Raw genomic sequence first — 13,790 nt, 5'->3', positions numbered from 1 at the left:
TTTGCAATTATTATCCCTTGAATATATAAAGAACAGTTATTTATCATGTACGGATTTCTTTATTTGTTAATAAAGAAATACCTTAAAAAATACTAATTATCTCATCATATTAAGTGAATGATTATCTTTAAACGCACCTCTCCCTTTATTTAACTCTTGAAAGGCTTTCTATTAAGTAGTTTAAAAGTAATTGTTTGGAAGAAGTCATGTTATCATACCTCAAATTTCTCATAATACCTATCTTAATATCTGAATTGTTAATCTCTACATCTAATTTTTTACAGTTGTCGGGAATAGGCATGGAAGAGACAATTACGCCTATTGCTCCATCTATTGATATAATAAACTGTGGGATTATCGATAATTGGCTAATTGTATAGCAAAAGGGCTTTTTAGAAATAGTTAGTAATTCTTTTTCTAACTTTAACTGATAAATGCAGTTCTTTCCTCCTGTAACAATTGGATAATCGCACAGCTCTTCTAAGCTGTACATTCTACTTTTATTAGCGAAAGGGTGTATATTGGAGACTATAAATGCTAGCTTCTCTTCATATAAAGATTCAAATGTATATGGAAACTGTCCAGCAATTTCTGCACATATGGCAAAGTCTATTTCATTTTTCTCCAGAGCTGCTGCTAAAGAATTTGTATTTCCTACCACAAAGTTGCAAACGATTTTAGGCTTTTCCCTACTAAATCGAGCTAGAATACTTGGTACTATATTCGTTATTGAGTCAATAATCCCTATATTAATAGTTCCAACTTCTTCTTTTTGTATTGCCTTTGCCTGCTCCGTAACAAACTTCCAATGGTTGATAAGATCATCAACTTCTTCCGCAAATATTTTCCCAGCAGGTGTTAACTCAGCCTCCCATCCTCTATAAAAAAGGCTAATTCCCAATTCCTTTTCTAATCTTTGAATTTGATTCGTAATTGTTGATTGTGCATAATGCAGTGATTCTGCAGCTTTTGAAAATGTCCCTTGTCTTAGTATCGTTTGAAAAGTAATTAGTTCTTTTAAATCCATTATCTTCCCTCTTTATCGAAATTATCGAATTATGTTATTCAATTAATTCAATTATATAGATCAAGAGTTATAAACTACAATGATATTAATAAGATAGAGGAGGATATAATATGCCATTTATTAAAATTAGTTATCTTGAAGAGCAATATAATAAGAAGGAATTACAATTTATTAGTACACAAATAATGAATTCTCTAATCAAAGAATTTAATGTCCCATATGATTATTTTTTTCAAGTATTTGATTCACACAAAAAAGAACAGTTCCATTTCAATTCCCACTATTTAATCAATGCCAAAAGAACTAAAAAACTTTTGTATATTCAAATTACATGCGGAATAGGCAGAACTATTGAGCAAAAGAGGAATCTATACCATACACTAACTGATAATCTTAGTGAAAAAAATATTGTAACTAAAGAAAATGTTTTTATCATTCTTAATGAGACTCCATTGGAAAATTGGTCATTTGGTATGGGAGAAGCACAGATGGTTACTAATTGGAACGCTGCTACTACCATAATAAAAGAAAATCATTTATCTAAGAAAGAAATAAAATCAAATATTAGAAATACGCTAGGAGATTTAGCTCCTGCATTTGTAGACTATACTGAAAGTGTGCTTTTCGGTGATTTATGGAAGAGAAAAAACTTATCGATGCGAGATAGAAGTCTAATTACGCTTTCTTCCTTAATTACAGCAGGTAACATAGAACAATTACCATTTCACATCAATTTAGCGATGGAAAATAAAATCAAAGAAGATGAAATAATCGAGTTAATTACGCACCTTGCCTTCTATACTGGTTGGCCTAAGTCAACTTCTGCACTGGATGCAGCAAAAAAAGTATTTTCATCATAATCTGTATTGGCTAAAAGTGTGTTGAGCATAGTTCAACACACTTTTATTGTAAACATTCTATTTATAAAAAAAAGCCATACTTATTTTATCTATTTTGCTAGATTGATTATTTGTAAGATTCTCCATTGGAAATTATAATCCTGCTACCAATTAGCTCTTATCAATAACGTAACTTAATAGTTTTTTTTATAGCTAAAGTTCCCCATTCTTTTCCTATGTATCCAAAGATATTTTCATTTTGTATAACATAATCGAAGATGCTTGATTAGCAGTTAATCTCCCATATAAACATCCGTTAGCTTAATAGTTTTTGAACCTTATCGGCAATATAATCTCTTAATGAGATAAGTTCGTCTTTCTCAAAAGTCTTAGTACCATTTCCATTTTTATAAGAATCGACGACTTTACGAATGATGGTCCTTACATTCTTCGGAAATGTTTTAAGCCCCCAATTACCAGCTTCTTGCTTGGAGGAAACGACTCCTTCTTTAAGAAACCAAAATACTCTTATTAAATTTAACGAACAATAAATGGGGTCTTTTTCGATATTTTCCAAACAATCGTAATAGTCACCTAGTATGGACGATATATAATCTGCGCTTGGAACTAAAGGAAATACTTCCTTTATAGGTTTACCTTCTACACAAATGCCTCTTTGATAAGTAATCGTTAAATGAGCTGCTAAATCGGCATCTGAATGAATGTCACTATTTAGATACTGATAGGTACCATTTAACAAATCTCTTTCGAAGCGTTCTCTCCAAAACTCACTATAATGGAAGTCAAATGCAGATGGATGCTGCCAATGCCGTAATTGATCCGTATTTAGAAAACTTATTTCAATGGGATATGGAGAATTGGAATAACCTAATAAGAACCGCGCTAATTTTCTTTTATCTTCTACTTCTAATGACTGATGCGTAATAACCAAAGCATCCACATCGCTGCTTTTAGGATTAAATCCTCCCATAGCCAAAGAACCATGTATATAAAAACCAAGGTAATTGTCTTTTATAATTTCCTTCATACTTTTGTTTAGATGAAAGACAAAATCCTTCACTTCTGAAGAACATGTTTTCCAAACATCCCCCATCTTTCTCCCCCCTGTTCTTACTCCGTTACCAATATGCTTATTTGTTAAAAATAGTAATTTTAGTTAATATTAATACTAACTATCGCCAATGTAAACATTTACAACTATCATATTGCTGTTCTGTGGGGAAATAAGAATATCGTACAAAAAAAGGATAGATAGAGCGAATTCCTTCCACTCTTCTATCCTTTTTCTTTCAATGCATATACTGTATGATATTTTATCATCCTTCCCTACTTAAAGCTTCACACGATAAAAGCAAAGTATAAAATAAATAACAAGCAAAGTACATACATAATTGGATGAACTTCTTTATAACGCTTTTGTGATACTAAACATATTGGATAAAAAACAAATCCTAATCCAATCCCGATTGCCACACTAGAAGTAAGAGGCATCATAATAATTGTTAAAAAGGATGGAATGACAATTTCTAACTTCGTCCAGTCTATTCTCCTAATTTCCATGGCCATTAATGCCCCTACCACAATTAATGCAGCAGCTGTAACTTCCACTGAAATAACGGCAACAAGTGGTGAAAAGAACAATGCGATTACAAAACAAGCTGCAATGACGACAGACGTAAAGCCTGTTCTTCCTCCGACAGCAATACCTGCCGAAGATTCAACACTCGTTGCAGGTGTCGATGTGCCTAAAATAGCCCCAATGGCACCGGCAGCAGAATCGGCAAGCAGCCCTTTACCGATATTAGGAATCTTATTATCCTTCATCATTCCAGCTTGACTAGTTAAGGCAATTAATGCACCTGCAGTATCAAAGAAGGCAACAATTAAAAAGGTAAAGATAACTGTCAGTATTTCTGGCGTAAAAATCTCATCTAAATGAGAAAATACAACACCAAATGTTGGTTTAAGGCTTGGTATATCTCCAACAACCGAAGAAGGAACTTCTATTAATCCAAAAATCATTCCCACAATCGTAGTAATGACCATGCCATAAAAAATCCCGCCGTTAATGCCGCGTACTAACATAACAATTGTAATGACAAGACCTATAATTGCCAGCAGGGTCATAGGAGAAGTAAAATCACCAATCGAGACAAATGTATCTGGATTACCAATAATAATTCCACCATTTTTCAACCCAATAAACGTAATGAAAAATCCAATTCCAGCAGCGATTGCATGTTTTAAACTCGCTGGAATGATATTAATAATCTTCTCGCGGATTTTCATTAAGCTTAATAGCATAAAAATGATGCCTGCAACAAAAACACCCGTTAAAGCGACCTGCCATTCTATTCCCATTCCAATACATACAGAAAAAGTGAAGAACGAATTCAGGCCCATACTAGGTGCGATTGCGATTGGAAAGTTAGCAAGTAAACCTATAAGTAATGTTCCGATGATCGCCGTGAGCGCAGTTGCTGTGAATACAGCCCCGCTATCCATTCCGGATTGGCTTAAGATAATTGGATTTACAACTAATATATATGCTATCGATAGGAAAGTTGTTATTCCTGCAAGTGTTTCCTGCGCATAAGAAGTGTTCCGTTCTGCAAATTTAAAAAAGTCTCTCATGTTGTAGTCTCCTATTTGCTAAATTATAGATCGATAGGGAGTGATTCTAAGATTAGTTTTACCACTAATTCATTTTATTTTCCCATTAGATAATAAAAAAAACTTTGACCCTTATTTGGTCAAAGCTTTTCTACAAAACGGAATAAAAATGTTATAAAATTCCCATTCCTTGTAGACAAGCTATTTATTGGTAGCTGGTAGAAACTTTCAAGCCATATTCTTGAATTTATACAAGGTCTATCTATTCTTTTTAAAAACAATAGGAGAATGATAACAAGATTAATTTATTATGTCAATAGTATAAATTGGAATAGAATTGTCTAGTAACAAATGCAAAATACTGAGAATTGAAAGCAAACCAACTCGGAAAAAGCCATAAAAAAGACCATTTCGGTCTTTTTTATGACTTTGCTTCTTCTACTACTAAGGAGATGAATTTATCATTTTTTGTATTATGATTCACCGCAACAATAACTGTTTTTTCCTTTCCACCCTCTTTTACAAGAAATTGAAAGGAATCTTGTTCTTCTTGCGGAGATATTTTTTTGCGCCCTAAATATTTATAATCAGTTACAGACTCTTCTGGATAATCTGCCTTTACTACAGCCATTGCAACAGACCCAAATTTCTTATAATCTAACTCTTGGACAGCTAAATGATGGGATGGAAACATAAATGCCATAACTAATACTGATATGGTAACAATAAGAACGGATAAAGATTTAGTCTTCATATTTACCTCCAATGTTTTTTCTTATTATGAATCTCCCAGCATTTTTTTATGTATCGCATCTATTTTTTTGGCTTCCTCAATCAGCGTTCTGGGAATGGTTTTATTTCTGGCCCATTCTTTAGAAAAGTTTGTCAAGGAAGGGTGGCGCTCATCTACCAATGGACATATTTCAATTGTATATGCGGGTAAATGATAGGTCGTAATAAACCAATCTGTAAATCCACCCCCTACGGCGTCTTTAGGTGGAACCCCAAGCTTGTACCCAGTTTCTTTTGCGAGAACTTCTGCAATCATCCGATCTCTGTCCTCATTCACTCCATTATTATATTGCCAAAAAATCTCCTGACCAGAAGAATGGTAAGCAACCGCAATCGTTGGTTTTATTTTTTCTGTTAACTCGACAATGGCTTGTACCTCTTTTGCTTCAAATGGAGCTTTCCCTTTATAATTTTTATAAAAAGGTTCTTTTTTGGAATCCTTTATATACTCCCATCCAGCAGGATATTGTCGATTTAGATCCACTCCTAGCCCATTACTTTTCCAACGCGTAAAATCATTTAGACCGCCATTCATCTTCTTTATTTTTCTTTTCGAGAAAAACGGAAATTTGTTGATTTTCCCCTGTTGAATGGTGACTCCATCTGGATTGATCATTGGTACAATCCAAATCGAATAGGAACCAAGAAAATTGTCTCCATTCTTTATTGTCCCTGCAATATCCTCTGCCATTTTCATCGTTAATAAAGAAGTAATCCATTCCCTTCCATGATGTGCACCTGACAAAAGGATACTTTTCTTTCCTGTCCCTATTTGAATCGCATAAATTTTTCGACCAAATTCTGATTTTCCAATCGTATGGACTTGGAGCTGTTTCTTATATTTACTTTTTAAAATCCAAACATCATCTTGAAAGTTTTCGTATGTATACACTTCACTCGTATCAACAACTGATTTCGCATAGGACTCCTTTGTATTTACACAAAGAAAGACTGAGATTGCAGTTAGAATAATAATAAGTCGCCTCTTCATAATAACCCCTTTTTCTTTATATTGTGGATATATAGGAGTCCTTATTCATATTACGTTGAATTAATTCTCACATGAAACCACAAGAATTATACAGGTAAAAACAGAAAACCCTTTTAAATCAATATAGCCAACTTTTAGTGGGTAACATTCTTACCTTTATCCATATAATATAATCATCTCCTTCCCACATAAGGAGGCATAAAGATGAACAAAACAGATTATGATCGAGCCCTATACTATACTCATCGATCAGAGTGGGATAATCTTCTCATATTGATGGTAAGAACCCATGATAACTTTCTCTCAAAAAAAATTGAACAATTTCTGCATGCCTACAACTTTGAACATGATTATTCTGTCATAGAAAAACATTTATATTCCTTATTACGCTACATCGATCACGCCAACGATTTAGCCGAAGAAGAATGGATTCACACAACTACCATGTAATAGATAGAATCCCACCAAAAAACCACGACACTTCAGTCGTGGTTTGAGTTTGTCGACAAAAAGATATTGGCGAAGTAAGAATTACATTTTTATGTGTTGATTGGAGTGGAGGGGGTGAGACTCCTGTGGGATTAGCGAGACAGTCTGAGACCCTGCAGGCTGTAAGCAGACCGCGGCTCAGCGCGAGCCCCACGGAAAGCGAACCCCCGAAGCGGAAAGCAACATCCTAATAATTCAAAGAGATTAGTTTGTCTACAGGTAAAACCACGACTCTTCAGTCGTGGTTTTACCTGTTCATTTCATATTACATCTATAATTGATTACTTCTTATATTCAATTCGGTATACGTCAAAGCGTCTATCTTTTAATTGGCGGACTGTTCCTCTTTGTCGTTGTCTTCTTAGTATTTCTAAATCTACATCTCCGATCATAACCATTTCTATATTTGGGTTTGTTTCCCCAACAATCCCATCTCGTGCAAATTCAAAATCAGATGGCGCGAAGATAGCCGATTGGGCATATTGAATATCCATATTTTCTGTTTGTGGTAAATTACCGACAGTCCCAGCAATCACCGTATAAACTTGGTTTTCTACAGCTCGAGCTTGCGCACAATACCGGACACGTAAATAACCTTGGCGATCTTCTGTACAAAACGGGGTAAAAATAATTTTCGCCCCCATATCGGTTGCAATCCGGGCTAGCTCTGGAAATTCAATATCATAGCAAATTTGAATCGCAATTTTCCCACAATCTGTATCAAAAACCCTGACGGCATCTCCTCGTCTTATCCCCCACCATTTCCGCTCATTAGGCGTTATATGTAATTTATATTGTTTCTCAATCGTGCCATCACGTCTAAAAAGATAGGCAATATTATAAATTTCTTCATCATCTTCTTTCACAAAATGAGAACCACCGATAATATTAATGTTATAGCGAATTGCTAAATTAGTGAAAAGCTCAATATACTGCTCTGTATATTCTGTTACCTTTCTAATAGCCGTACTTGGAACACGTTCATCCATAAACGACATTAATTGCGATGTAAGCAATTCAGGAAATACAACAAAATCTGATTCCCCATTGGATGCTACATCTGTATAATACTCTACCTGATTGGCAAAATCCTCAAAACTCTTTATCTGTCTCATCTTATATTGAACAACGCAAATCCGCACAGGATAACTGCTTTTGAAAAAACGTTTAGATTTTGGCATGTATTCTACATTGTTCCATTCCATAATCGTTGCATAGCTTTTCGATTGGGCATCATCTGGTAAGTAATTTGGATTAATCCGCATTAACGTAAAACCATTTAATAATTGAAAGGACAGTACTGGATCATATATTTTATGATGAAGTACTTCTTGAACATATTCTCTTGCTGTCATTTGGTCTTCATATTTATAATAATTCGGTATTCTACCGCCAATGATAATACTTTGTAAATTCAGCTGACGCACTAACTCTTTTCTCGCTTCATAAAGACGGTGTCCTATTTTCATTCTTCGGTATTCTGGATCTACCATTACCTCAATTCCATAAAGATTATAGCCATGGGGATTATGATTTGTGATATATCCGCCATCTGTCACTTCATCCCATGTATGGCGGGCATCATATTCGTCAAAATTTATAATCAAGCTAGAGCATGATCCAATAATTTCCCCATCATATTCTGCAACAAATTGTCCTTCTTGAAAAATCTCAATATGGCTTCTTAATTGATCCTTTGTCCACGGATCCATGCCTGGAAAGCACTCCGCTTGAAGCTTCATGATTTTATCAATATCCTGAAATTCTGTGTTTCGGATAATGAGTTTTTTCTCAAATTTCGATAAATCCAATTTTGGCATACTATTTTACTCCCTTATGTATGATCTTCTTAATCCATACTCTACATTTTATTTACTATTTTTACATTTCCCCATTTTTTTCAGATATAATCTCTCTCCTTTTGGAATTCTAGTTTGTTTACATCAATTCCGATTACCTTTATACTTTTTTTATAGTGAAAATATTTCTATCAATTTTAGGAATCAATAAACACAATAAAGGAGAATCTTATGGAGGAAAAAACAAAGCAAAAGGATTCACGGGAGAACATTTTATATTTGGCATGGATTGCAGCTGTCCTCAGCATGTTTGGCAGTCTCTACTTTTCCGAAATTAGAGAATTTGTTCCATGTACTTTGTGTTGGTATCAGCGTATTTTAATGTACCCGTTTGTGATTATTTTAGGAATTGCGGTAATTCGAAAAGATTACAAAATCAGCTTTTATACCATGATTCTTTCTGGGATTGGCGCATGTGTTTCCATTTATCACTATTCCATCCAAAAGTTAGCTAGCATCTTTGAATCGTCATCAGCCTGCGGACCAGTTTCTTGCACAGGTGAGTACATAAATTGGTTAGGTTTTATCACGATCCCCTTTATGGCGCTAATTGGATTTATCATTATCTTTACTTGCAGCCTTATTATTTGGAAAAAAACAAAGGAGATGAATGAATGAAAAAAGTCCTGTTTTTCCTTGTCTTTATTATTATTTTATTTGCTGGGGTAGCTTTTTTATCTCATATGAAAAAAGAAAAAGCTGTGGAAGGCAATATCTATAAGAAAGCAGATCTGGAGCCAGCTACAGTTGAATTATTAGAGAATCCTAATTACCAAAATATCATCCTTCCTGATGAACTCGAGGAAAAATTAAAAAACGAGGAAGATGTGACCGTCTATTTCTTTAGTTCGGAATGTCAATATTGTTTAAAAACTACTCCTGAATTAATGCCACTTGCAAAAGAATTAAATGTATCGATTGATCAATATAATTTATTGGAATTTGAGGAAGGCTGGGATAAATACAATATCGAGTCAACTCCTACTATTGTCCAATACAAAAATGGAAAAGAAGTAAGCAGAATTAATGGCTACAAAGAACCTGCAGTCTTTAAACAGTGGCTCGAAGAATACAGTGTGAAAAAATAAGGGTGCTAAAAAATTTTGTATAAAAAAGGCCATCGTCTTTCTATTGACTGCGATGGCCTTTTTCCTTTCCTAAAGAATAAGCAATAGGAAGTTAGAAAAAATTAAAGTAAGTATGAATTATTTGCCTCTGCATACATACTAAAATTCACTTGATTGCAGGAATCCCCGTTACTGCTTGATCTAAAATTATCTAAATGGAAGGGAAAGAATATATCCAATTCCTCGAGAATGTGGACATTTTTTGCAAAAACTTGTTTATATTTGTGCTTATTCTCTGGATCCTCCAATATGTTCACAAGGGTTTGAAGACTGGCAATTACTTGATAAGATGTTTTTAATGTGCTTAATAACTGCGCTTTTTCTGGAGTAATAGCTAAAACCTTTAATCGTTCGAATTGATTAATTTCCTCATCTGAAAAGTAAAAAGGAAATACCTTCGAATAAAAGGTCTGAATCAACTCATTAATTCTTTCCTCTTGTGTTGGTGTTGATGCAAATACGACTTTCATGAAATGAAACACCCTCTTTATTTCTTATAAATTTACACAACCTAACTGTTACCCATAGTCTAACATATCCCCAAAAACCATTTCTGTGGTAATTAAAACCATGATATGATAACTAAGTTATATTTAAGACACTTTTATCATTCATTCGTATAAAAAACAAAGGAGATTTTATGTATGATATATGAAAGAAAAGGAGACTGGCTACTGCTTAAAATCCCTGTGCAATGGGAAGGATTATCGATCGAGGAGTTCTTTTCACAGGTTTTACTTGCTTCAAAAAAGCAAATTCATCTATTTAAAATGGAGAAAAAAGTTCAATTAAATAACCAAAATGTTCCATGGAATTCCATGCTTAAGCAGGAAGATATTTTAAAAATTAATCTCTTTCAGCAGCAGCCTAACAACATTATCCCAATTTATATGGATCTTTCTATTCTTTATGAAGATGATTTCCTTTTAGTCGTAAACAAACCTGATTCCATCGATACCCATCCTCATTCTCCCGAAGATACTTCTTCCTTATTAAATGGTGTGGCCTATCATCTATTATTAAGTGGAGAAGAAAGACAATTAAAGCATATCCACAGATTGGATCGGGATACTACCGGGTGTATTCTTTTTGCCAAACACGATTTAGTCGCTAACATGCTTGATTATCTATTAAGAGAAAGAAAAATTAAAAGAACGTATATCGCTCTTATTGAGGGTTTTTTAGCACAGAAAAAAGGAACGATTAATAAGCCGATTGGGAAAGATCGACATCATAGCAGCCGTCGAAGAATTTCAGAAACAGGCCAACAGGCAATCACCCATTTTAAACGAATCAAGCGGCTGCCGTCTGAAGATTTAACCCTTATCTCTTGCACTTTAGACACGGGCAGAACACATCAGATTAGAGTCCATTTAAGCTCCATTAAGCATCCCCTTGCCGGAGACAAACTTTATGGCGGGAAACCAATGTTCCATCGACAAGCACTTCACGCGGCGAAAATTCAATTCACCCACCCTATCTCGCAGGAACAAATTACAGTCTTTGCTCCGCCATTAGACAATCCGCCGATATTCCCTAATGAAGATTGGGAAGAATTGCTAAGTTAAAGGGCATGTTTTCAACAAAAAAAAGGAAATGGCTTAAGAAAGCTCATTTCCTTTTTTCTCTATACTTTATGTTGTTTTACGCATACCACGCATAATCAGGCTTAGAATAAATACTAAAACGACTGCACCGATAATGCTCGGAATAATGGCGAAATCAGCAATGGATGGACCCCAATCTCCTAAAATTAATGATCCTAACCAAGCTCCAACAAAACCGGCAATAATATTACCAATAACTCCACCAGGAATATCTTTACCAGTAATTAATCCTGCTAACCATCCTATAATACCACCTATTATTAATGACCATAAAAATCCCATATTTAACACTCCTTTTTCTTATAGTGTTGATATTTTTCAATGAGATAGTGAAAAACATGCTGCAGCAATGATTTTTCCGTACGGTTTATTTTCACTATCTGCTTGTACTTATATTTACCACCCTTTGAGTCTTTTAAACATAACTATTACATTCATTGTTTTAAGAAGATTCATTTAAGTGCTTCCTAACAAAAAATCTACGCCTAATTAATTAGGCGCAGACCTTTTGTTTGTTCCGTTTTATAGTCTTTAAATTTAATTAAAATAATAATTCATCTGGATTACTGCCAAGTCTTTCATTCATATTTAAGCGATCGATTTGATCCATTTCCACTAAGCTTAGTTGAAAATCAAATATCTCTGCATTTTCTTTGATTCTTTCTGGATGAACAGACTTAGGAATTATAATATTTCCATGTTGCAGATGCCAGCGTAAAATAACTTGAACAGGGGTTTTCTCATGCTTTTTCGCAATATAATTAAGTGTCGGTTCATTTACTAACCGACCTTTGGCAATCGGCGACCATGCTTCCACTTTGATATCTTTTTTCTTGCAATATTCTCTTACGCTCTCTTGGGAAAGCCTTGGATGTAATTCAATCTGGTTAACAGTTGGCTTCTCATTTGCATTTGCAAGTAAATGTTCTAAATGATGTTCATGAAAATTACTTACACCAATAGCTCTAACTAATCCTTCTTTATATAATTTCTCAAGTGCTTTCCATGTTTCCACATATTTATCTTTTCCTGGCCAATGAATTAAATATAAATCTAGGTAGTCTAAGTCTAATTTTTTCAAACTCGTTTCAAATGCTCTTAAAGTGGAATCATATCCTTGATCATCATTCCATACTTTAGTAGTAACAAATAACTCATCTCTTTGGATAGCGCTTTCTTTTATCGCTCTGCCTACTCCTTCTTCATTCTTATAAATGGCAGCAGTATCAATAGAACGATAACCAAGATCCAAAGCAGTTTTTACTGTTTGGAATACGGTGTCTCCCTCTTCTACTTTAAAGACACCAATCCCTAATTGTGGTATTTCTACTCCATTATGTAGCGTCACTTTCTGTTCGATGCTATTGACCAAACAAAACACCTCCAAAAATCAGAATTATCCATATAATAACACTTATTTGAATACTTCTCTATAAATATGAATTATTCCTTTTAAAAAATTGCCTGCTTCCTAATATATTTTTATTTTAAAATATATAGAACGATTTTCTCCCACCACTTCCATGGCACAATATGCTTGAAAAAGATTGTACCTTTTGTTCCTTTTCCAACTACATAACGTAATCTTGGATGTTTTTTCTTTGCAATAGAAACTACCTTTTCAGCTACCAACCTTGGATTTCCATTTTTTTTGCTGCTATTATGTAAATATGTATCGAGCTGTTTCATATACGAATAATAAGGTGAAGAAGACAAGGTAGATTTTTCAGCAATTTGCTTCCCTGTTGTCCAAATATTTGTTTGAAAAGAACCAGGCTCTACTAGAACGACTGGAATAGAAAATGGAGCTAACTCCAATCTCAAGGCCTCACTCCATCCTTCTAGTGCAAATTTAGAGGAAACATATGGGGATAAGCCTGGAAATCCAATTTCGCCACTTATGCTGCTTATATTAATAATCATTCCTCTCCGCTGCTTTCTCATAAGCGGAAGAATACATTGCGTTACACGAATCGCTCCAAAAAAATTCGTATCCAGCTGACGTTGATATTCTTCGATTGATATCTCCTCTGAAAAACCGGCTCCTGCATAGCCGGCATTATTTATCAGTAAGTCAATCTGGCCTATTCTCTGTACATATAAACTTAAGTTTTCTACTGATTGCTCAGAAGTAATATCTAAAGAAACTATGTCTATATTAGAGATTATCCCCATTTTTGTTGCTTCTTCTACCAACTGCCTACTTTTATTCCTATCTCTCATCGATGCTATAACTGTATAGTTCGCTTTTGCAAATTCTATTGTCATCCATTTCCCAAATCCACTATTTGCTCCTGTTATGAGGACTACTTTTTTCTCCACTTTTTCCCCTTTTCCTGCCACATATTCTCATCTTCACATGGACATTATATTGACTGTTGTTCTTATTAACGCTTCTTTTCTATATTAAAACTTTTTGATTCAC

The 13,790-nt window shown here is 34.3% G+C and carries 15 protein-coding genes and 1 riboswitch; of the genes, 5 read left to right on the top strand and 10 right to left on the bottom strand.

What is annotated here, in order from left to right; all coding sequences use genetic code 11:
* Positions 1–145: 145 nt before the first annotated feature.
* Positions 146–1,027 (bottom strand): LysR family transcriptional regulator, encoded by an 882-nt coding sequence (locus NST77_RS01855; RefSeq protein WP_047942737.1) that lies wholly within the window; start codon positions 1,025–1,027, stop codon positions 146–148.
* A gap of 110 nt (positions 1,028–1,137) precedes the next feature.
* On the opposite strand from NST77_RS01855, the gene NST77_RS01850 reads away from it, so the two are divergent.
* The gene (locus NST77_RS01850) at positions 1,138–1,887 is read left to right on the top strand and encodes a tautomerase family protein (protein ID WP_328283652.1); all 750 of its coding nucleotides are present in this window, start codon (positions 1,138–1,140) and stop codon (positions 1,885–1,887) included.
* Positions 1,888–2,182: 295 nt separating this feature from the next.
* Here NST77_RS01850 and NST77_RS01845 read toward each other — a convergent pair whose 3' ends face one another.
* The 4 genes from NST77_RS01845 to NST77_RS01830 form a co-directional block, all read right to left on the bottom strand.
* A complete protein-coding gene (locus tag NST77_RS01845) occupies positions 2,183–2,980 on the bottom strand; it encodes an aminoglycoside adenylyltransferase domain-containing protein (protein ID WP_123259064.1) in 798 nt (265 codons plus the stop codon).
* Between the two features lie 245 nt (positions 2,981–3,225).
* Positions 3,226–4,521 carry an NCS2 family permease gene (locus NST77_RS01840; RefSeq protein WP_123259063.1) on the bottom strand — a complete coding sequence of 432 codons (1,296 nt, stop codon included), beginning with the start codon at positions 4,519–4,521 and terminating at the stop codon, positions 3,226–3,228.
* A 152-nt stretch (positions 4,522–4,673) separates the two neighbouring features.
* A riboswitch (purine riboswitch) is annotated at positions 4,674–4,775 on the bottom strand.
* 146 nt (positions 4,776–4,921) lie between these two features.
* On the bottom strand, positions 4,922–5,254 hold the full coding sequence (locus tag NST77_RS01835; RefSeq protein ID WP_171509403.1) for a DUF3889 domain-containing protein: 333 nt from the start codon (positions 5,252–5,254) through the stop codon (positions 4,922–4,924).
* Positions 5,255–5,278: 24 nt separating this feature from the next.
* Complete coding sequence (locus tag NST77_RS01830; protein WP_095330168.1) at positions 5,279–6,283, bottom strand: M14 family zinc carboxypeptidase; 1,005 nt, start codon at positions 6,281–6,283, stop codon at positions 5,279–5,281.
* 204 nt (positions 6,284–6,487) lie between these two features.
* On the opposite strand from NST77_RS01830, the gene NST77_RS01825 reads away from it, so the two are divergent.
* The gene (locus NST77_RS01825) at positions 6,488–6,733 is read left to right on the top strand and encodes a YhdB family protein (RefSeq protein ID WP_061797721.1); all 246 of its coding nucleotides are present in this window, start codon (positions 6,488–6,490) and stop codon (positions 6,731–6,733) included.
* Positions 6,734–7,053: 320 nt separating this feature from the next.
* Here the strand turns inward: NST77_RS01825 and NST77_RS01820 are convergent, their stop codons facing one another.
* Positions 7,054–8,592 carry a bifunctional GNAT family N-acetyltransferase/carbon-nitrogen hydrolase family protein gene (locus NST77_RS01820; RefSeq protein WP_095330169.1) on the bottom strand — a complete coding sequence of 513 codons (1,539 nt, stop codon included), beginning with the start codon at positions 8,590–8,592 and terminating at the stop codon, positions 7,054–7,056.
* Between the two features lie 210 nt (positions 8,593–8,802).
* Between NST77_RS01820 and NST77_RS01815 the strand changes: the two genes are divergently transcribed.
* A complete protein-coding gene (locus tag NST77_RS01815; protein ID WP_095330170.1) occupies positions 8,803–9,249 on the top strand; it encodes a disulfide oxidoreductase in 447 nt (148 codons plus the stop codon).
* Entirely contained in the window at positions 9,246–9,719 is a 474-nt protein-coding gene (locus NST77_RS01810) for a thioredoxin family protein (RefSeq protein ID WP_095330171.1), read from the top strand. Before NST77_RS01815 ends, NST77_RS01810 begins: the two co-directional genes overlap by 4 nt.
* A 101-nt stretch (positions 9,720–9,820) precedes the next feature.
* Here the strand turns inward: NST77_RS01810 and NST77_RS01805 are convergent, their stop codons facing one another.
* Positions 9,821–10,228: a DUF5365 family protein gene (locus NST77_RS01805; protein WP_095330172.1), complete on the bottom strand. Its 408-nt coding sequence runs from the start codon at positions 10,226–10,228 to the stop codon at positions 9,821–9,823.
* Between the two features lie 174 nt (positions 10,229–10,402).
* Between NST77_RS01805 and NST77_RS01800 the strand changes: the two genes are divergently transcribed.
* Positions 10,403–11,326 carry an RluA family pseudouridine synthase gene (locus NST77_RS01800; RefSeq protein ID WP_095330173.1) on the top strand — a complete coding sequence of 308 codons (924 nt, stop codon included), beginning with the start codon at positions 10,403–10,405 and terminating at the stop codon, positions 11,324–11,326.
* 66 nt (positions 11,327–11,392) lie between these two features.
* Here the strand turns inward: NST77_RS01800 and NST77_RS01795 are convergent, their stop codons facing one another.
* The 3 genes from NST77_RS01795 to NST77_RS01785 form a co-directional block, all read right to left on the bottom strand.
* Complete coding sequence (locus NST77_RS01795) at positions 11,393–11,647, bottom strand: GlsB/YeaQ/YmgE family stress response membrane protein (protein ID WP_061797736.1); 255 nt, start codon at positions 11,645–11,647, stop codon at positions 11,393–11,395.
* 259 nt (positions 11,648–11,906) lie between these two features.
* Positions 11,907–12,737, bottom strand: a complete 831-nt coding sequence (locus tag NST77_RS01790) for an aldo/keto reductase (RefSeq protein ID WP_095330174.1) — start codon at positions 12,735–12,737, stop codon at positions 11,907–11,909.
* 110 nt (positions 12,738–12,847) lie between these two features.
* Positions 12,848–13,687, bottom strand: a complete 840-nt coding sequence (locus tag NST77_RS01785) for an oxidoreductase (protein WP_095330177.1) — start codon at positions 13,685–13,687, stop codon at positions 12,848–12,850.
* Positions 13,688–13,790: the final 103 nt, after the last annotated feature.

Origin of the sequence: Niallia sp. FSL W8-0177, from assembly GCF_038006285.1 — a bacterium.
GTDB classification, from domain to species: domain Bacteria; phylum Bacillota; class Bacilli; order Bacillales; family Cytobacillaceae; genus Niallia; species Niallia circulans_A.
The sequence above is the reverse complement of the archived record's forward strand: the minus strand, read 5'-3'. Positions and strand labels throughout refer to the sequence as shown.